The 18,168-nt window shown below is 60.3% G+C and carries 17 protein-coding genes; 10 read left to right on the forward strand and 7 right to left on the reverse strand.

All coding sequences use genetic code 11. The features are described 5' to 3' along the window. Positions 1–108: 108 nt before the first annotated feature. The 5 genes from accC to gcbA form a co-directional block, all read right to left on the reverse strand. The gene (accC, locus tag CKW17_RS23305; RefSeq protein ID WP_038360556.1) at positions 109–1,467 is read right to left on the reverse strand and encodes an acetyl-CoA carboxylase biotin carboxylase subunit; all 1,359 of its coding nucleotides are present in this window, start codon (positions 1,465–1,467) and stop codon (positions 109–111) included. Between the two features lie 17 nt (positions 1,468–1,484). Next, positions 1,485–1,943 carry an acetyl-CoA carboxylase biotin carboxyl carrier protein gene (accB, locus tag CKW17_RS23310; protein ID WP_095121948.1) on the reverse strand — a complete coding sequence of 153 codons (459 nt, stop codon included), beginning with the start codon at positions 1,941–1,943 and terminating at the stop codon, positions 1,485–1,487. Between the two features lie 48 nt (positions 1,944–1,991). After that, positions 1,992–2,444, reverse strand: a complete 453-nt coding sequence (gene aroQ / locus CKW17_RS23315; protein WP_007914604.1) for a type II 3-dehydroquinate dehydratase — start codon at positions 2,442–2,444, stop codon at positions 1,992–1,994. A gap of 251 nt (positions 2,445–2,695) precedes the next feature. Beyond that, positions 2,696–4,642 (reverse strand): methyl-accepting chemotaxis protein, encoded by a 1,947-nt coding sequence (locus CKW17_RS23320; protein WP_095121950.1) that lies wholly within the window; start codon positions 4,640–4,642, stop codon positions 2,696–2,698. Positions 4,643–4,693: 51 nt separating this feature from the next. Beyond that, on the reverse strand, positions 4,694–6,364 hold the full coding sequence (gene gcbA, locus CKW17_RS23325) for a diguanylate cyclase GcbA (RefSeq protein ID WP_095121952.1): 1,671 nt from the start codon (positions 6,362–6,364) through the stop codon (positions 4,694–4,696). A 424-nt stretch (positions 6,365–6,788) separates the two neighbouring features. Between gcbA and CKW17_RS23330 the strand changes: the two genes are divergently transcribed. From CKW17_RS23330 to CKW17_RS23360, 7 genes are all read left to right on the forward strand, one after another. Continuing rightward, positions 6,789–7,856, forward strand: a complete 1,068-nt coding sequence (locus CKW17_RS23330; RefSeq protein ID WP_095121954.1) for a DUF2333 family protein — start codon at positions 6,789–6,791, stop codon at positions 7,854–7,856. 3 nt (positions 7,857–7,859) lie between these two features. After that, on the forward strand, positions 7,860–8,417 hold the full coding sequence (locus CKW17_RS23335; RefSeq protein ID WP_095121956.1) for an NUDIX hydrolase: 558 nt from the start codon (positions 7,860–7,862) through the stop codon (positions 8,415–8,417). A gap of 188 nt (positions 8,418–8,605) precedes the next feature. Next, a complete protein-coding gene (locus tag CKW17_RS23340; protein WP_007914613.1) occupies positions 8,606–8,977 on the forward strand; it encodes a translation initiation factor Sui1 in 372 nt (123 codons plus the stop codon). Positions 8,978–9,196: 219 nt separating this feature from the next. Beyond that, complete coding sequence (gene speA / locus CKW17_RS23345) at positions 9,197–11,110, forward strand: arginine decarboxylase (protein ID WP_038360569.1); 1,914 nt, start codon at positions 9,197–9,199, stop codon at positions 11,108–11,110. A gap of 233 nt (positions 11,111–11,343) precedes the next feature. Continuing rightward, positions 11,344–12,693, forward strand: a complete 1,350-nt coding sequence (locus CKW17_RS23350) for a type VI secretion system Vgr family protein (RefSeq protein ID WP_095121958.1) — start codon at positions 11,344–11,346, stop codon at positions 12,691–12,693. Next, complete coding sequence (locus CKW17_RS23355; RefSeq protein WP_095121960.1) at positions 12,690–13,484, forward strand: DUF4123 domain-containing protein; 795 nt, start codon at positions 12,690–12,692, stop codon at positions 13,482–13,484. Before CKW17_RS23350 ends, CKW17_RS23355 begins: the two co-directional genes overlap by 4 nt. A 17-nt stretch (positions 13,485–13,501) precedes the next feature. After that, positions 13,502–14,377: an alpha/beta hydrolase gene (locus CKW17_RS23360; protein ID WP_095121962.1), complete on the forward strand. Its 876-nt coding sequence runs from the start codon at positions 13,502–13,504 to the stop codon at positions 14,375–14,377. On the opposite strand, the gene CKW17_RS23365 is transcribed toward CKW17_RS23360, so the two are convergent. Together CKW17_RS23365 and CKW17_RS23370 are read right to left on the reverse strand one after the other, a co-directional pair. Then, positions 14,371–15,720, reverse strand: a complete 1,350-nt coding sequence (locus tag CKW17_RS23365) for an MATE family efflux transporter (protein ID WP_095121964.1) — start codon at positions 15,718–15,720, stop codon at positions 14,371–14,373. The genes CKW17_RS23360 and CKW17_RS23365 overlap by 7 nt on opposite strands. Positions 15,721–15,950: 230 nt before the next feature. After that, a complete protein-coding gene (locus tag CKW17_RS23370; RefSeq protein ID WP_064388791.1) occupies positions 15,951–16,244 on the reverse strand; it encodes a hypothetical protein in 294 nt (97 codons plus the stop codon). Between the two features lie 235 nt (positions 16,245–16,479). On the opposite strand from CKW17_RS23370, the gene CKW17_RS23375 reads away from it, so the two are divergent. Genes CKW17_RS23375 through CKW17_RS23385 form a run of 3 tightly spaced genes read left to right on the forward strand, consistent with a single transcriptional unit; the run spans position 16,480 to position 18,158 of the window. Next, complete coding sequence (locus CKW17_RS23375) at positions 16,480–16,782, forward strand: MazG-like family protein (RefSeq protein ID WP_007914625.1); 303 nt, start codon at positions 16,480–16,482, stop codon at positions 16,780–16,782. Continuing rightward, complete coding sequence (locus tag CKW17_RS23380) at positions 16,782–17,531, forward strand: methyltransferase (RefSeq protein WP_095121966.1); 750 nt, start codon at positions 16,782–16,784, stop codon at positions 17,529–17,531. Before CKW17_RS23375 ends, CKW17_RS23380 begins: the two co-directional genes overlap by 1 nt. A gap of 12 nt (positions 17,532–17,543) precedes the next feature. Continuing rightward, positions 17,544–18,158 carry a DUF4136 domain-containing protein gene (locus CKW17_RS23385; protein WP_095121968.1) on the forward strand — a complete coding sequence of 205 codons (615 nt, stop codon included), beginning with the start codon at positions 17,544–17,546 and terminating at the stop codon, positions 18,156–18,158. Positions 18,159–18,168 lie beyond the last annotated feature (10 nt).

Below are 18,168 nucleotides of genomic sequence, written 5' to 3' on the forward strand. Positions count from 1 at the left end.
TGAATGTGCCAGCCTCATCGCGAGCAGGCTCGCTTCCACAGGGGCTTTTGAAACCCGCAGAAACAACAAAGCCGCCCGAAGGCGGCTTTGTCTGGTGCGGGTTGAAGCTTAGTGCTTCTCGCCAGCCAGCTTGTGCTCGAGGTAGTGAATGTTCACACCGCCCTTGCAGAAGCCTTCGTCACGAACCAGATCACGGTGCAGCGGGATGTTGGTCTTGATCCCGTCAACCACGATTTCGTCCAGGGCATTGCGCATGCGGGCCATGGCTTCGTCGCGGGTCGCGCCGTAAGTGATCAGCTTGCCGATCAGCGAGTCGTAGTTCGGCGGAACGGCATAGCCACTGTACAGGTGCGAATCGACGCGAACGCCGTTGCCGCCTGGCGCGTGGAAATGCTTGACCGTACCCGGGCTCGGCATGAAGGTTTTCGGGTCTTCAGCGTTGATCCGGCATTCCAGCGAGTGACCGCGGATTACCACGTCATCCTGCGTGAACGACAGCTTGTTGCCAGCGGCGATGCTGAGCATCTCCTTGACGATGTCGATACCGGTGACCATTTCCGAAACCGGGTGCTCCACCTGAACACGGGTGTTCATTTCGATGAAGTAGAAACGACCGTTCTCGTAGAGGAACTCGAAAGTCCCGGCGCCACGGTAACCGATGTCGATGCACGCCTTGACGCAACGAGCCAGTACTTCCTCGCGCGCCTTCTCGTCGATGCCCGGTGCCGGCGCTTCTTCGAGAACCTTCTGGTGACGACGTTGCAGCGAGCAATCGCGGTCGCCCAGATGGATCGCATGACCCTGGCCGTCGGAAAGAACCTGCACTTCCACGTGACGTGGATTGGTCAGGAATTTTTCCAGATACACCATCGGGTTGCCGAACGCCGCGCCAGCCTCGGTGCGGGTCAGTTTGGCGAAGGCGATCAGGTCTTCTTCCTTGTGCACAACACGCATGCCGCGACCACCACCGCCGCCAGCGGCTTTGATGATCACCGGGTAGCCGACTTCACGACCGATGCGCAGCGCCGTTTCTTCGTCTTCCGGCAACGGGCCGTCGGAGCCTGGAACGGTAGGCACGCCTGCTTCGATCATCGCGTGCTTGGCCGAAACCTTGTCGCCCATCAGGCGAATGGTTTCGGCTTTCGGGCCGATGAAGGCGAAGCCGGAGTTCTCGACCTGCTCGGCAAAATCGGCGTTTTCCGCGAGGAAACCGTAGCCTGGGTGAATGGCGGTAGCGCCAGTCACTTCAGCGGCAGCGATGATGGCCGGGATGTGCAGGTAGGACTGAGCGGCAGACGCCGGGCCGATGCAGACGGATTCGTCTGCCAGACCCAGGTGCATCAGCTCTTTGTCGGCCTTGGAGTAAACGGCGACGGTCTTGATGCCCATCTCTTTGCAGGCACGCAGAATCCGCAGGGCGATCTCACCGCGGTTAGCGATCAGAACTTTTTCCAACTTCGCAGTCATCAAAGGCTCTCCGCAGTTCAAACGATGGTGAACAGCGGTTGGTCGTACTCAACCGGCTGGCCGTCTTCGACGAGGATGGACTCGATCACACCGCTGGTTTCAGCTTCGATGTGGTTCATCATCTTCATGGCTTCGACGATGCACAGAGTGTCGCCTTTCTTCACGGTCTGGCCGACTTCAACGAAGGACGGCGAGGTTGGCGAAGATTTACGGTAGAAGGTGCCGACCATCGGCGAACGGGCAACAGTGCCGTTCAGCGCAGGAGCGGCAGCGGCAACCGGGGCTGCAGCAGCTACCGGAGCAGCAACAGGTGCGGCAGCCGGTGCTTGCATCGGCGCTGGCGCGTAGTACTGCTGAGCCGGGGTCTTGCTGTGACGGCTGATGCGTACGGACTCTTCGCCTTCCTTGATCTCGAGCTCGTCGATGCCGGACTCTTCCAGCAATTCGATCAGTTTCTTAACTTTACGGATATCCATGAATCATCAACTCCCAAGGGTCGGTCAGGGGCGCTTAACGCTTGTATTTCAAGTCGTTGCCTGTGTTTCAAGCTGTTCTAGTGCAGCCTCCAGGGCCAGTCGGTAACCGCTGGCGCCAAGGCCGCAGATCACTCCCACCGCTACGTCGGAGAAGTAAGAGTGATGGCGGAAAGGTTCGCGTTTGTGCACGTTGGACAAATGCACTTCGATGAATGGGATGCTCACTCCCAGCAACGCGTCACGTAATGCGACACTTGTGTGTGTAAAAGCTGCTGGATTGATCAGAATGAAATCGACACCTTCGCCGCGCGCGGCGTGGATGCGGTCGATCAATTCGTACTCGGCATTGCTTTGCAGATACAGCAGATGATGGCCTGCTTCACGGGCGCGGCGCTCCAGATCCTGATTGATCTGCGCCAGGGTCGTTGAACCGTAGGTGCCGGGTTCGCGGGTGCCGAGCAGGTTCAGGTTGGGGCCGTGCAGCACCAGTAGGGTTGCCATCTGCGTAGTCCTTGTTATGAATGAGCAATCGTCAGAACCCGGCGACTATGCCGCAAAGACTTTGTGACTGTCCAGTTCTATGCAATAGCCAGCACGATGGCCGATGTTTGCGCGAAATATGTGACCAAGTGATTTGATCCGGTCATTCCGCAAGATAGGCGGTGATACAAATGACGCTATCGCGAGCAGGCTCACTCCTACAGTTGAAATGCGTTCCCTGTAGGAGTGAGCCTGCTCGCGATAGCGGTCTATCAGACGCGAAAGGCTTGTACGGCCGTATGCAGTTGCCCGCCCAATACCAGCAGGTTCTCACCCTGTTCGCGCCCACGACCGATACGCACCAGATTATCCCCACCCAACTGATGAATCCGCTCACTGTGATCGCGAATCTCGCTGACCGCGCCACTCTGCTGCGCAGTGATATCAGCAATGCGGATCGCCGTGTCGGAAATGGTCTGGATCGCGCCGACGATTTTATCCAGCGCACCGTCCGCCGCTTGCGCCTGATTGGCGGTGGCTTCGGCGTGTTCGACCTGCGCGCGCATGCCTTCGACCGATTGACGAGCAGCGGTTTGCAGGCCGGCAATCAGCGTCTGAATTTCGGCAGTCGCGCCGGCAGTACGCTGGGCCAGTGAGCGCACTTCTTCGGCCACTACGGCGAAACCCCGACCCATTTCCCCGGCACGCGCCGCTTCGATCGCCGCGTTCAGCGCCAGCAGATTGGTCTGGTCGGCAATCGAGCGAATCACCGTCAACACGCCGCCGATGGTCGCCGACTCTTCAGCCAGATGCTCGATCATTTGCGCGTTGCCCTGAACCTCACCGACCAGCGCGTGCAGGCCGGTCAGGCTCTGGCCAATCACCGTCTGGCCATGCTCGACCGCCAGTCCGGCATGACGACTGGCGTCAGCGGCCTGCTGCGCATCGCCGGCAACCTGCTGGATTGTCGCTTCAAGTTCGCCGAGGGAATCGCGGATCAGCGCGGTGTCGCCGGCCTGATGTTCGGCACCGCTGTGCAAGTCGTTACTCAGTTCGGCCAGGGTGCGGCTACTGCCCGCGACTTGTTCGGCATTGCCGCGAATGGTCCCGACCAGATCGACCAGATACGCGCGCAAGCGGTTGAGCGAGGCTTCAATGTCGTGCAGTTCACGGTTGGTCTTGCCCAATTGAATATCGCGGCTGAAATCGCCTTCGGCCCAGGTCGATAGTGCCGGCGCGAGATTGGTCAGCGTACGGGCCAGTCGCCGCTGCAAGGTGTCGATCAACAGCGCGATCAGCAGAATCAAACCAATCATCACGCCTTGCATCAAGCGTACTTCACCTTGGATTTGTCCGTGCTGGGCCCGCACGACTGGCTCCAGCCCGGCAATGGCTTGCTGCACCGCGGCGATTTTCTGATGGGTGGCGGCACTGAGGTCAGTGCGCTTCTGAATCTGATCGCGGGTGCGCTCAAGCTCCGCCGGATAACGTCCGAGCAAACTGTTGAGTTCGCGCTTGAGGCCGACGCCAGCATCTTCCGCGACAGTTTTTTCCGTGTTTTCGATGCCCATCATCGCCGCGAAGTCGTCGCTGCCCGATTCACTCTTGGCGACAACGCCGAGCAGGGGCAGGGCATCAATCGCTTGGGCCTGCGAGCGGATGTTGCTGACCTCGCGCTCTACATCGGCGGCCAGCTCACTGCGCCCGCTGCTGACCAGTTTGTCCCGCGCCAGCGACAGTTTGCCCAAATGCTGCGAAGCGGCGAGCAGCGGTGCCAGATAAGCCGCGTTACCGTTGGCGTAAGTGCTGAGCTGATCGAGGCTGGCGCTCAATTCGCGCTCGGCCTGCAACAACAAGGCTTGCGGGTCTCCGGCCAGTTTGCCGGCCGCGAGCAGGTCGGTTTTGCTGAATTCTTCCAGCCCCGTCAAGCTCGGGCGCAGGGGGGCGGCCAGCGTCGGCGGCAACTCATCGAGTTCTTTGCGCAGGCTATCGAGGGCCTGACTGGCGCTGCTCAGGCGCAAGGCGTCACCGCTGGCGAGATAGTCCTCGACGTTGCGCGCCACCTCATTCTGAAATTGTTGCGACAACCCCAGATAGCGCTCCATCAACAGATACGGGCGTTCGAGGGCTTTTTGTGACCACCACAGCGTGGCGCCGAGTGCGAGGCACACGGCGACCAGCAGCAGCGTATTGAGATTGGTGAGCAACTTCAGGCGCATGACGGCTACCAACGGCAGAAATGGTAAGCGCCTGAATTTATTGCGGTTCTGTTACAGGGTTATGACCGAATCAGTGGAATCCGATGAAAAAGTGGCACTTTGCTTTGAGTCGCGCGCGGTCTGCACGCGATTGCGTCCGGCACCCTTGGCGCGGTACAGCGCCTCATCGGCCTGGCTGGCCATCATCAGGCTGTCGCAGTCGTCGTGCATTTCCACCACGCCGGCACTGAAGGTGCACCATAAATCCTGCGGCTGCGCTGGGTAATGGATCTCGGCGAAGCGCTGGCGGATTTCGTCGAGGACTTTGTGCGCGGCTTCTATATCGGTGTCGGGCATGACGATGGCGAACTCTTCACCGCCGTAGCGGCCGATGAAGTCGGTCTTGCGCAAACGCTGTTTGAGAAACAGCGCCAGACTCTTGATCACCCGGTCGCCCATCGGGTGGCCGTGGCTGTCGTTGACCCGCTTGAAATGGTCGATGTCGAGCATGGCAAAGCTCAGCGGCTTGCCCTCGCGGCGGGCGCGGAACGAGCAGTCTTCAAGCAATTGCAAAATGTGCGTGTGGTTGTACAGACCGGTGAGGCTGTCGCGGACCATCCGTGCTTTCAGATTGCGCGCGCGGGCGGCGCGGTTGCGCACGGTGGTGATCAGGTGGCGCGGCTTGATCGGTTTGGTCAGGAAATCATCGCCACCCTCGCTCATGGCGTCGAGCTGCTTGTCCAGATCGTCCTCGGCCGACAGATAGATGATCGGCACGCTGACATAACGGTCGTTGTGGCGAATCACCTTGGCCAGTTCGGTGCCGGTGCAGGCCGGCATGTACATGTCGAGGATGATCAGGTCGGGCTGGAAATCGGCCAGTTCGGCCATCGCCTGAATCGGTTCGATCAAGGTGCGGGTGACAATGCCGGCGCTGTTGAGCAGGCGTTCGGTGTGCAAGGCTTGCGCACGCGAATCGTCGATGATCAGCACTTTATAAGGTTCGTACTGAGCGACGCAGGTGAGGACCTCGATTTTTTCCAGCAGGCTCGACGCTTCGAGGGTGCCGGTGAGAAATTCCTGGCCACCAGCGCGCACCGCCGCGAGACGGGTCGGCGTGTCGGTTTCGTGCAGACTGAAGAACAGCAGCGGCAGCGGTTCTTCGAGGCCAACCTGGGCCTCGGCGGCGAGTTTCAGGCCGATGCCGGCGCCGCTGAAATCGACGTCCATGACGATCGCTGCCGGCAGGCGCTCGCCCATCGAGGAGCGAAAGGCCGAAACACTGTCCAACGCCTGTGCGCTCAGACCGAAGAATTCCAGTTGTTTGGCCAGGCGTTCGGCGCGGTCGTGGTCCTGCAGCATCACGTAGATCGGTTTACGCAGCGGCGGCAGGAAGGTCTGGTCGAGTTGATCGCCGTGGCGCAGGCCGGTGCGCGACAAGCGCTGCATCAAGCGATTGAGATCGGTGATCAGGCCGCTGCTGAGGCGGCCGCGATTGGCGTCCACTGCTTCCAGCGATTGGCTGATGTGCCGCGCGAGTTGAGTGTGTTCCGGCTGTTCGAAGCGCTCGGCAAAACGCAGCAGGCGCAGGTTGGCCTCGCTCAGTTCGGCGAGGTCGACAGTGGACCACTCACTGCGTTGCAGGCGCTGCCATATCTCAAGAATCTGACGTGCCTGATGAATTACCCGCTGGGCAAAGTGGTGCTTGAGACGCTCACGGCTGGGGTCTTCTGGCTCGGTCATATCCTGACTACTAGTTAGGCTGCATGCTGAGATCGACTGGTGGCTCTATGCTAGCACCTCTTTTCCCTTACACGAGTGTCGTACGTCAATAATCTGCAATGCGTCACCATTCAGTTTCTGACCGGGCGGTTTTGTTTTTGACTTTGGTGTCTGACAAGTCCCCGTAGGCCGGGCACTCCCTGACTAAGCTGGGTGGTCAGGATGACGGGGCAGTGGTGCTTTTATCCGTGCAGTGAATGACCTTTGCGATGGTTTTCAATCCGATGGGCTGAAGCGTGGGCATCGGGGATTCCCTTAGTGAGCGTCGAAGCGTCATTGGCCCACATGATTTGCGGCTTATCTATACTCGCGGGTGCCCGGCCTTGGCACGTTGTTGTATGGTTGTGGTCGAACCGTTGAACCCAAGATTTGAAAGGATATCGCCATGCTGGACTGGAAAAACCGCGCGGGCAGCGCGCCTGAACGTGCCACCGAGCCCAAGTCGGCCACCCGCAGCTATGTCGGTGGGGTGCTGTTCAGCCGTGCATTGGCCACGCTGATCGGCATTTATCTGCTGGTGACCATTGGCCTTGGCTGGTACTGGAGCCAGGAGCCGGCGCTGTTTCCGGTTGCGCAAAACGCTCAGGTAGCTGCCGAGAAAGAAGGCAAGCAGATGGTGATCGGCTACACCACGGTCGAAACCCTGAAGACCGTTGCCGGCACCTTGCTCAACAAACCGGGCGGCTACATCTCCAATGACCGCTTCCCGCCAGGTTTGTGGATGGACAACACGCCAAGCTGGGAATACGGCGTACTGGTGCAGGTGCGTGACCTGACCCGTGCCCTGCGCAAAGACTTCGCCCGTTCGCAGTCGCAGTCGGCGGAAGATGCCGATCTGGCCAAAGCCGAACCGCGCTTCAACTTCGACAACAAGAGTTGGATTCTCCCTTCCAGCGAGTCTGAGTATCAGGAAGGCATCAACTCCCTGAGCCGTTATCAGGCGCGCCTGTCCGATCCAACCCAGAAAAACGCGCTGTTCTATGCCCGCGCCGACAACCTGAACAACTGGCTCGGCGATGTTGGCACCCGTCTCGGTTCGCTGTCGCAACGCCTGTCGGCCAGTGTTGGCCGGGTCAAACTCAACACTGCACTGAAAACCGAAGTGCCGGCCATCGGCGAAGTGCCGCAGGTTGACGAAGAGGTCGTCGAGACCCCGTGGATGCAGATTGACAACGTGTTCTACGAAGCACGCGGTCAGGCCTGGGCGCTATCGCACCTGTTGCGCGCCATCGAAGTCGACTTCGCCGATGTGCTGGCGAAGAAGAACGCTACCGTCAGCGTGCGTCAGATCATTCGTGAGCTGGAAGCCTCGCAGGAACCGGTCTGGAGTCCTATGATTCTTAACGGCAGTGGCTTCGGCGTGCTGGCCAACCACTCGCTGGTCATGGCCAACTATATTTCCCGTGCCAACGCTGCTGTGATCGATTTGCGTCAACTGCTCAATCAGGGCTGATTCATGAGCCAGAACGCCAAAGAGGCGGCCCATCGCGCCGCCTCGGATGCCGAACAGATCGCCTGGGTCGACGAGCAGGACAATCTGCTCGGCGCTCTGGTGCGCGCCGATCTGCGCGAGCGTGGGCTGATCGGCCGTGGCACGTACATCATGTTGTTCAATTCCGCCGGCGACCTTTGTGTACATCGGCGCACGTTGAGCAAGGCGATTTATCCCGGCTACTGGGATGTTGCGGCAGGCGGCATGGTGCAGGCGGATGAGACCTACGCCGAGTCGGCAGCCCGTGAACTGGAAGAGGAATTGGGCGTCAGCGGCGTAGAGCTGACGGCCCATGACCATTTCTACTTCGAAGACACCGGCAATCGTCTTTGGTGTTCGGCGTTTTCCGCTGTATGGGACGGCCCGCTCAAACTGCAGCCTGAAGAAGTGCTGGAAGCACGCTTTATTCCGGTCGAGCAGGTCATGCAGGAAATCCAGCAAAAGCCTTACTGCCCGGACTCTCTGGCGGCGTTGGAGCGCTATCTGAAGGCGCAGCAAAGCGACGTCGCAAAGAACACATAAATTGGCGCCGATTGGCACTTAGCAATTGGGTTTTTTGCCGTTACACTGCGCGACCTTTTCAAGCTGCACCGTCCTGCTTTTATTGAAGCATCCGGTGCAGTAGCGCTGCCCCTGCCTGAGTGGGGCTTCGCGGTCGCTGACCTTGCCCAAGGTTGCGATCAGTCTTTGTCCTCCCAAGAGGATTGCCGGTGGCCAAAAAAGCCGCATCCTTCGCCGCCTTGGGCGGCCTGGTATTTTCCACCGACGCAGGTCGTCATTGCCCGGAATGCAGCAAGCCGGTGGACGCCTGTATCTGCAAACAAACCGTGATCCCGGCCGGCGACGGCATTGCCCGCGTGCGACGTGAAAGCAAGGGCCGTGGCGGCAAGACGGTGACCACCATCACCGGCGTGCCATTGGCTGAAGACGCGCTCAAAGAGTTGGCGACAACGTTGAAGAAACGTTGCGGCACCGGCGGGGCGTTGAAAGACGGCATCATCGAAATCCAGGGCGATCATGTCGAGCTACTCTTGGCTGAGCTGATCAAGCACGGTTTCAAAGCGAAGAAGTCCGGCGGCTAGCAGCCTCTGTGAAACCCACCTGCGGCTTGATCCGGCGCTGAAGCAGTTCAGATCCGGCGTCGTCTCCATGGTTTTCACAGAGCCTGTTCATGACCGGTTTCTAAACTCCACGCGGTCAGCGCGGTCTACCGCCGCGCTGACGAACCGTCATTTTCATTCTTTAGAATGCGCCGACCTGAGATCAGGCGACGCACTATGACTTCTTTATAGGGGACTTCGATGTCCGTACGACGCACACGCAAAGACGATGGCAGCCAATGGACAGTTGCGGACAGCCGCAGTGTTTACGGGATTCGCCATTGGGGGGCCGGGTATTTCGCGATCAATGACGCCGGTCGCGTCGAAGTTCGTCCGAACGGACCGAGCAGCTCGCCTATCGACCTGTTCGAGCAAGTCGACCAACTGCGCAAAAGCGGTTTGTCCTTGCCGTTGCTGGTTCGTTTCCCCGATATCCTGCAAGACCGTGTCCGCCAGTTGACCGGTGCCTTCGATTCGAACATCGAGCGCCTGGAATACCAGAGCAAATACACCGCGCTGTACCCGATCAAGGTTAACCAGCAAGAAGCGGTGATCGAGAACATCATCGCCACTCAGGATGTTTCCATCGGTCTTGAAGCCGGCTCCAAGCCTGAGCTGCTGGCCGTGCTGGCGCTGGCGCCGAAGGGCGGCACCATCGTTTGCAACGGTTACAAGGACCGTGAGTTCATCCGTCTGGCGCTGATGGGCCAAAAGCTCGGCCACAATGTTTTCATCGTGATCGAGAAAGAATCCGAAGTCGGTCTGGTGATCGAAGAGGCCGCCTCGCTCAAGGTCAAGCCACAGGTCGGCCTGCGCGTGCGTCTGTCGTCGCTGGCGTCGTCGAAGTGGGCCGACACTGGCGGTGAGAAATCCAAGTTCGGTCTGTCGGCGGCGCAACTGCTGTCGGTGGTCGAGCGCTTCCGCGCGGCGGGCCTGGATCAAGGCATTCGCCTGCTGCACTTCCACATGGGTTCGCAGATTGCCAACCTGGCTGACTATCAGCACGGCTTCAAAGAAGCGATCCGTTACTACGGTGAGCTGCGCAATCTCGGTCTGCCGGTCGATCACATCGACGTCGGTGGCGGTCTGGGTGTCGACTACGACGGCACGCACTCGCGCAACGCCAGCTCGATCAATTACGACATGGACGATTACGCCGGTGTCGTGGTCGGCATGCTCAAGGAATTCTGCGATGCGCAGAGCCTGCCGCATCCGCACATCTTCTCCGAAAGTGGCCGCTCGCTGACCGCGCACCACGCCATGTTGGTGGTGCAGGTGACCGACGTCGAGAAACACAACGACGAAATCCCGCAGATCGAAAACAAGGAGTCACTGCCGGAAACCGTGCAGTGGCTGGTTGATCTGCTCGGCCCGACCGACATCGAAATGGTCACCGAAACCTACTGGCGCGCCACGCACTACATGAGCGACGTGGCCGCCCAGTACGCCGACGGCAAACTGACCCTGGCCGAAAAAGCCCTGGCCGAGCAGTGCTACTTTGCCGTGTGCCGTCGCCTGCACAACTCGCTGAAAGCGCGTCAGCGTTCGCACCGTCAGGTGCTCGACGAGCTCAACGACAAGCTGGCCGACAAGTACATCTGCAACTTCTCGGTATTCCAGAGCCTGCCGGACACCTGGGCGATTGATCAGGTCCTGCCGATCATCCCGCTGCACCGTCTTGACGAAGAGCCGCTGCGCCGCGCGGTGCTGCAGGATCTGACCTGCGACTCCGACGGCAAGATCAACCAGTACGTCGACGAGCAGAGCATCGAAACCAGCCTGCCAGTACACGGTTTGAATGAAGGCGAAGACTACCTTCTGGGCGTGTTCCTCGTGGGCGCCTATCAGGAAATCCTCGGCGACATGCACAACCTGTTCGGTGATACCGACTCGGTGAACATCTACCAGAACGCCGATGGCAGTGTTTACCACGCCGGCATCGAGACCCACGACACCATCGAAGACATGCTGCGTTACGTGCACTTGTCGCCGGAAGAACTGATGACTCACTACCGCGACAAGTGCGCCAGTGCCCGCATCAGTGCCAGCGAGCGCACGCAATTCCTCGATGCCTTGCGTCTGGGCCTGACCCGTTCCTCCTACCTGTCTTCCTGAGGTCAGGTGGCGATCTCGCCGGGTTGTCTGAAATGTTCCCAATAGCTGTGGAAAATTCAGATGACCCGGTGGGATACATCCCAAAATCTTCGCGAAATGCTTGCCGGTCCCGGCCAGCAAAGTCATCCGGTCTGCTTTTCGCGTAGGTCATTTCCTAAGTTGTACTTCAGCTCTCTACTCGGCCATGGCTCTCGGCGAGAATCCCCGACCGCCCCTCCTGTAGAGATCCGCCTATGTTCGATCAAGCCAACGAGTCCTCGTTTCGTCTCGATGTAGCGGGCCTGTCCGACCCTTTCGAAGTCCTGGCCTTTACCGGTAGCGAAGCCCTGAGCGAGCCCTTTGCATTCGAAATCGATGTGTTGATCGACGATCCGCAACTGGACCTTGCCGACCTGCTTTACCGTTCGGCGTTCCTGTGTTTCGGGGCGTCGGGGGAGGGCGTACACGGGCAATTGCAGAGCCTCGTCCAGCACGAACACGGGCACGGTTCAAGATTGTGCCGGATCCGTCTGGGGCCGAAACTGGGTTGTCTCGACTTGCGCATCAGCCAACGCATCTTCAGTGGCTGTTCGGTGCCACAGATCATCGAGCAGGTGCTCAGGGAGCACGGAATTATCGGCGCTCAGCGCCGCTTCGAATTGCACGGCGATTACCCCGTCCGCACGTTCTGTACGCAATACCGCGAATCCGATCTGCAACTGCTCCAGCGCTTGTGTGCACAGGCGCGAATTCACTACTTTTTCGAACACGGGCCCGACCGGCATTGCCTGGTATTCGGTGATGATCCGACGCAGTTGCCCTTGGCTGGCACCGTGCTGTATCGGGACGAGCCCGATAGTCAGAGCGTGTCCCCCGGCGTGCGCCATTGGCAATTTCAGGAAACCTTGCAGTCCGCGCCGCCAGACGCAAGGCCGGCACACAGTGCCGAAGGCTGCAGTCATCTCGCGGCGTTACGCAGCGGTTATTGGCTGCGATTGGCCGGGCACCCTTTTGCCGAGTGCAATCGCCATTGGTTGCTGACCCGTATCGAGCACAGCGCTGATCCATCGCTCGACCTTCCTTATGCCAACCGTCTGTTTGCGACACTGCAACTGCCTTCGTGCCTGCCGGCCACTGTGCCGACACGACTGCGCATGCACAGCCTGCAACGGGCCTGGGTTGTGACGGTAGACGAGCCGCAGCCCGACTGCTTCAGGCCCGTCGCGGTGCAGTTCGACTGGCTTTATCAGGGCGAAGGGGCGGCGCCGAGTCATTGCTGGCTGCCACTTGCACCAGCCCTGGTCGACGCGCCTTTGTTAGCACTGAGCGAGGGTGTCGAAGTGGTGGTGAGTTTCTTTGAAGGCGATCCGGATCAGCCGATGATCAGCGGCGTGCTACAGCCGTCGGTCGCTGGGGCGGACATCAGCGATGAGCCAGCGTTACCGGACAGGCTGGTGAGTCAAGGCTTGCAGCAACTGCTGGCCTCTGGCGAACCGTTATTGCTGTTGTGCCTGATCCCCGGCGGCGGCAGTTTCAGCCACTGCTCGCAAGCCGTGTGCAGTTGTCGGCTAGTGACCGCGCTTGAACAGAGCGGCGCAACATGAGTGGCGCGGCGCGCGAGCCGATGGCGCAGTGGTTGCTGCTCGATGGCCCGGATGCGACGCGGGCATTGACGATTTTGCGCCAGGGATTCGCCGATGCGCAGCGGTTCTGGTTGTTCGACGGCACTGAGTTTGCACCGGTTTGTGAATACGGCCCGGTGCTGGTCGACTTGCGCGGTTGTCCGGCACTGGCGTCGTTGTGTTACAGCGATCCGGACACCTGGCGCGGGTTGTTGCTCGCGAGCGAGGCATCGGCGCAGGATCTGCTGAGTCATTTGCAGTGCATGCTCACGGTCTCTTTCGGGCTGAGTCATCGGGCTTTGCTCAGTTATTACAACCGTCAGACCGCGAGCTATTTTTTCGACGCCTGTGATGCCGCTGACCTGAGTCGCTGGCTCGGGCCGATCCGCCAGTTGCGCTGGTTCGGCGGGACGTGGGCCGACCGTGCTATCGGCAGTCAGGGCTGGCAGCAGTTGCGCAATCCGGGGCTGGCTGTCGAGCCACTGAGCGTCGAGGAGAGCCTCACTCGCCGTCAGCGCGAACGCCTGCAAACCTGTTTGTTGGAGCAGCATATCTGGCGCTGGTGTCAATCGCTGGGAACCGACTACGCGGCGATGGCCTCCCATGTTCAACAAGGCCTGGCGTTGGGATTCAGCGATCGCTCGGTGCTCGACGCCTGGTTATGGCTACGCTTGCTGCATCCGCGAGCCGTGCTGGTGCCGCCACCGGAGGGCTTGACTCAGCAGGAACGGCTTGAACATGTGCGACGTCAGTGGCGCGGCGATCAGACTTGAAGTGAGGTTCGGCGCCTATGGCAGGTTTTTTTCGCAAGGGGCTCGGCTTGATGCCCGGCGCTCTTCTAATGTTGGCGCTGAGCGCCTGTTCGCCAGTGAAAGTGCTCAATGCGCTGACCCCCAGTCAAACGTACGACAAGACCACGGGTATCGCTTATGGCGACGATCCCCGGCAGAAGCTTGATGTCTACGTACCACGTCACGCATTGGCCGGTGCGCCGGTGGTGGTGTTTTTCTACGGCGGCAGTTGGAACAGTGGGTCGCGCGACGACTACACCTTTGTCGGCGAGGCGCTGGCGTCTCGCGGGATTGTCGCGGTGGTGGCGGACTACCGGTTATATCCGCAGGTGCGTTATCCGCTGTTTCTTGAGGACAGCGCGCGAGCGGTGGCCTGGACCCGAACGCACATTCGCGAGTTTTCCGGCAATGCACAACGGATGTACCTGATGGGGCACAGCTCTGGTGGATACAACGCGGCAATGCTGGCCCTGGACGCCAATCTGCTTGGCGCGGTCGGAATGTCTCCCAAGGATCTGCGCGGCTGGATCGGTCTGGCCGGGCCCTACGATTTTCTGCCGATCGAGAATCCTGATGTGCGTCCAGTGTTCTTCTGGCCGCTTTCACCGCCGCAATCACAGCCGATCAACCACGTCAGTCGCGGTGCGCCCCCCGCGCTGCTCATCGCCGCGAGCAGGGATGATCTGGTCGACCCGGCGCGCAACACCGCTGGCCTGGCGCGAAAAATGCGCGAGGTCGGGGTGTCGGTGCAGGATCGGTACTATTCGCGGCCCAGTCACATTACGTTGGTGGCGACGCTGTCGAGGCCACTGCGGGGACTGGCGCCAGTGCTCGATCAAGTGGTCGGTTTCATCAAGCACACGCCGATTCAGTGAGCGGCGCCGCTGAACCAGCCGTCATTGCGTTTGAGCCACCAGGCTTGCGCTCCGAGGGTCAGGCTGCGCAGCACCATGAATAAAAGAAAGGTTATCCACAGACCGTGATTGCCCAGACCTTGCAGTGCCCAGGCAAAAGGCATGAGCAACACCACCGAGATGAGCATGCCGTTGCGCATTTCCCGCGCGCGGGTGGCGCCGATGAACAGGCCGTCGAGCAGGTAGCTCCAGACCGCAATCAACGGCAAAACGGCAAGGTAGGGCAGGTAGGTGAACGCGGTATCGCGCACGCTCTGGATGTTGGTCTGCATCTCGATGAACAAATGCCCGGCCAGTACAAACAACAGGGCAAAGCCGAGGCTCGCGATCAGTGACCAGCCACCGGCGACTACCAGTGATCGGCGCAAGCCCAGGCGATCACGGGCACCGATGGCGTGCCCGCACAAGGCTTCGACGGCGTGGGCCAGACCGTCCAGGGCATGGGCCGTCAGTAGCAAGCCATTGAGCAATAGCGCATTGGCGGCAACCGTGGCATCACCCAGTCGTGCGCCTTGCACGGTGATCAGAAAAAATACCGATTGCAGCGCCAGACTGCGGATGAATATGTCGCGGTTGACCGCCAGCAGTGGGCGCCAGCTCTGCCAAACCCTCAATGTCACCCAGACAATGTGCCCGGGATAGGCACGCAGCGCTTTGCGGGTCAGCCACAGGCCGAGCAGGGCACCGCTCCATTCAGCGATCACCGAGGCCCGCGCCGATCCGACTACACCCCAGTCCAGGCCGATGACGAACCATAGGTTGAGGGCGATATTGATCAGGTTGGTGCTCAGCAGGATCGCCAGCGGCGCCCGGGCGTTTTGCGTGCCGAGGAACCAGCCGACCAGCGCATAACTGGCCAGCGCCGCTGGCAGGCCGAACAACCGCGTGTGGAAAAAATCACGAGTGAGCTGATCCAGCTCCGCCGACGGTTGCATGAAGTGCAGCGCAATCCCACTCAGCGGCACACCCAGCGTGCCAAGCACCAGTGCCAGTCCCATCGCCAGCAGCAAACCTTGCAACAGAATCTGCCGCAACGCCGCGCCGTCGCTGCGCCCCGCGGCCTGCGCAGCAAAACCGGTGGTGCCCATGCGCAGAAAACCCATGGCCCAGGCGAGAAAGGTGTAAAGGCTGGCGCCGACCGCCACCGCGCCCAATTGGTGGGCGTGGGGCAAGTGGCCGATGACGGTGCTGTCGACCAGCGCCACCAGCGGTACGGAAATATTGGAAAGAATCATCGGCGCAGCGAGCGCCCAGACCTTGCGGTGAGTTGGGCGGTCGCGCCAGTCGGCGATCAGAGTGGACATGCGGGCTCCTTGGGGGAGCGGCATTGTAGCGGTAGAAGCCACCCTCACCCCAGCCCTCTCCCAGAGGGAGAGGGGGCCGACCGAGGTGTCTGGCGTCATCCATCGACCTGAGAGAATGTGCCGATTATGGATTCGCTGAAGCTCGCTCAAGTCGGTGTAGCTCTTGAATATCCCCCATTCAGTCCCCTCTCCCTCCGGGAGAGGGCTAGGGTGAGGGGCTCTTCAGCGGCCTAATGAATAATCCAGCTCAACAACCACAACCCCAGCAACAACCAGATGATCCCGGCAATGATCGACGCATTCATGAACGCCCGAATCGCTGACCACAACAGCATCAGCCCGACGATCAACGCAATGATGCTGATGATCGAGGTGTCCATGCCCAGCGTCTTCGCCAGCCCGTCGACAAAGTTGCCGCCGGCATTGCTCAGAATGTTGAACAAGCCACTGAGGCCGTCGACGATAAAGCGGATGATCGAACCGAGCGCTTGCCCGAGCCATTCGAAAAAGCTTTCTACCTGCATGTGTGCATCCTGATGAAAGAGCTGAGCCTTGGGCCACAACGCAGGTGGCCGAGTTCCCTGCATGATAGAAGGTTTGCACCGCCCTTGTAGGAGTGAGCCTGCTCGCGATAGCGCTGTGTCAGTCAACGATGATGTTGAATGTAATGGCGTCATCGCGAGCAGGCTCACTCCTACAGGGTTTACGCTTGCCTTCAGGGCGTATCCCCCCGAAGCTATACGCCTTCAGGAGAGCCCGATGAACCTTGTTGAACTGACCGAACGCCTGCACGCCATTCGCGACCGCAATGACTGGCGGCAATTTCACAGCCCGAAAAACCTCGCCATGGCCGCCAGCGTCGAAATGTCCGAACTGGTGGAGATTTTCCAGTGGCTGACGGAAGACCAGTCGCGCCAGTTGCCGGCGGACAAACTCGCCCACGCCGGGCAGGAAGTCGGCGATATCGTTCTGTATCTGTTGCTGCTGTGCAGCGAGTTGGGGTTGGACATGAATGAAGTGGTGCGCGCCAAGCTTGCCGACAGCGAACGGCGGTTCAGCTGATGAGCGACCGGCATTTCGATCAGTTGGCGACGCGTTTCGCCGAAAAAATCTACGGCGGCGCCAAAGGTGCAATTCGCCTTGCGGTGTTGCAGGCTGACCTCGCCGAAGCGTTGCCGGATCGTCCGTTGCGGGTTTTGGACATCGGTGGCGGCCTCGGCCACATGTCGCTGTGGCTGGCCGAGCGCGGCCACGACGTGACCTTCACCGAACCGGCCGCACCGATGCTTGAAGGCGCGCGCCAGCGTTTCGCTGAAGCCGGGCAAACCGCGACGTTCATTCAGGCGCCGTGGCAGGAACTGCTCGGCCAACTCACTGAACCGTACGATCTGGTGATCTGCCACGCCGTGCTGGAATGGCTCGCCGAACCCCACGCGATCCTGCCGGTGCTGCATCAGTTGACCAAGTCTGGTGGCTGGTTGTCGTTGGCGTTCTACAACCGCGATGCGCTGATTTACCGCAACTTGCTCAAAGGCCATTTCAAGAAAATGCGCAAGAATGTCATGGCCGGGGAAAAGCAGAGCCTGACCCCGCAGCAGCCGCTCGATCCAAGGGAATTGGCAACGCAACTCGACGGCCTGTGGCAGGTCGAAACCCAGAGTGGGATCCGGGTTTTTCACGACTACATGCCGGTGGAGTTCCAGGCCCGCGCCGAACTTGTGGATCTGCTCGAGATGGAGCTCGCTCACCGTCGTCACCCAAGCTTCGCCGGGCTTGGGCGCTACTTGCACTGGATCTGCCGGCCGATCTGATCGGAGCGCGACATGAAAGCTCAATCCGGGTTACTGCTGATGTGTCTGGGCTTGGCTGCTTGCCAGAGCAGCAACCCCTACGTGGCGCAATCCCGGCCCTTGCCGCCGGCGCCGGCGCAAGCCGCCAATACGTTTGACCGTAGCGCTTACCCGGCGCCGCCGCGTGACTACGGACGCTATCGCAGTTGGGCCTGGCTCGACGGGCAACTGCCGCCGGGCACGGCTTGGGCCGATTCGGCACAAGTGGCCGAAGCGGTGAGCAACGCGCTGGATCAGCGCGGTTTGCGCCCGTTGCACGACAATCGCCCGGCCGACCTGTTGGTCAGCGCCGATCTGCGTCTGGAAACCCGTTTGCGTCAGGTCCAGGACGACTACGGTTATTACGGCGGCGGATACGGCGGCTATGATCGTTATGGTCGCGGTTACGGTATGTACAACACGGTGCCGATCGTGCGCACCTATTCCGAGCAAGTCGTGGTGGTGCAGGTCAACCTGTTCGACGCCGGCAGTGGGCAACCGGTGTGGAGTGCCAGTGCCGAAACCGCGAACAAGGGCAGCGAAATCGATCGCACCGATTCGATCCGCGAGGCTGTGGAAAAGGCCATGTCGGCGTATCCTCCCAGTTAGCTTCCTGCCC

It is taken from the genome of Pseudomonas sp. Irchel s3f10 (assembly GCF_900187515.1).
GTDB classification, from domain to species: domain Bacteria; phylum Pseudomonadota; class Gammaproteobacteria; order Pseudomonadales; family Pseudomonadaceae; genus Aquipseudomonas; species Aquipseudomonas tensinigenes.

Excerpts from the sequence above, each read along its gene's own strand:
- accC (WP_038360556.1), bottom strand. The coding sequence starts at position 1,467 with ATGACTGCGAAGTTGGAAAAAGTTCTGATCGCTAACCGCGGTGAGATC.
- accB (WP_095121948.1), bottom strand. The coding sequence starts at position 1,943 with ATGGATATCCGTAAAGTTAAGAAACTGATCGAATTGCTGGAAGAGTCC.
- aroQ (WP_007914604.1), bottom strand. The coding sequence starts at position 2,444 with ATGGCAACCCTACTGGTGCTGCACGGCCCCAACCTGAACCTGCTCGGC.
- CKW17_RS23320 (WP_095121950.1), bottom strand. The coding sequence starts at position 4,642 with ATGCGCCTGAAGTTGCTCACCAATCTCAATACGCTGCTGCTGGTCGCC.
- gcbA (WP_095121952.1), bottom strand. The coding sequence starts at position 6,364 with ATGACCGAGCCAGAAGACCCCAGCCGTGAGCGTCTCAAGCACCACTTT.
- CKW17_RS23330 (WP_095121954.1), top strand. The coding sequence starts at position 6,789 with ATGCTGGACTGGAAAAACCGCGCGGGCAGCGCGCCTGAACGTGCCACC.
- CKW17_RS23335 (WP_095121956.1), top strand. The coding sequence starts at position 7,860 with ATGAGCCAGAACGCCAAAGAGGCGGCCCATCGCGCCGCCTCGGATGCC.
- speA (WP_038360569.1), top strand. The coding sequence starts at position 9,197 with ATGTCCGTACGACGCACACGCAAAGACGATGGCAGCCAATGGACAGTT.
- CKW17_RS23350 (WP_095121958.1), top strand. The coding sequence starts at position 11,344 with ATGTTCGATCAAGCCAACGAGTCCTCGTTTCGTCTCGATGTAGCGGGC.
- CKW17_RS23355 (WP_095121960.1), top strand. The coding sequence starts at position 12,690 with ATGAGTGGCGCGGCGCGCGAGCCGATGGCGCAGTGGTTGCTGCTCGAT.
- CKW17_RS23360 (WP_095121962.1), top strand. The coding sequence starts at position 13,502 with ATGGCAGGTTTTTTTCGCAAGGGGCTCGGCTTGATGCCCGGCGCTCTT.
- CKW17_RS23365 (WP_095121964.1), bottom strand. The coding sequence starts at position 15,720 with ATGTCCACTCTGATCGCCGACTGGCGCGACCGCCCAACTCACCGCAAG.
- CKW17_RS23370 (WP_064388791.1), bottom strand. The coding sequence starts at position 16,244 with ATGCAGGTAGAAAGCTTTTTCGAATGGCTCGGGCAAGCGCTCGGTTCG.
- CKW17_RS23375 (WP_007914625.1), top strand. The coding sequence starts at position 16,480 with ATGAACCTTGTTGAACTGACCGAACGCCTGCACGCCATTCGCGACCGC.
- CKW17_RS23380 (WP_095121966.1), top strand. The coding sequence starts at position 16,782 with ATGAGCGACCGGCATTTCGATCAGTTGGCGACGCGTTTCGCCGAAAAA.
- CKW17_RS23385 (WP_095121968.1), top strand. The coding sequence starts at position 17,544 with ATGAAAGCTCAATCCGGGTTACTGCTGATGTGTCTGGGCTTGGCTGCT.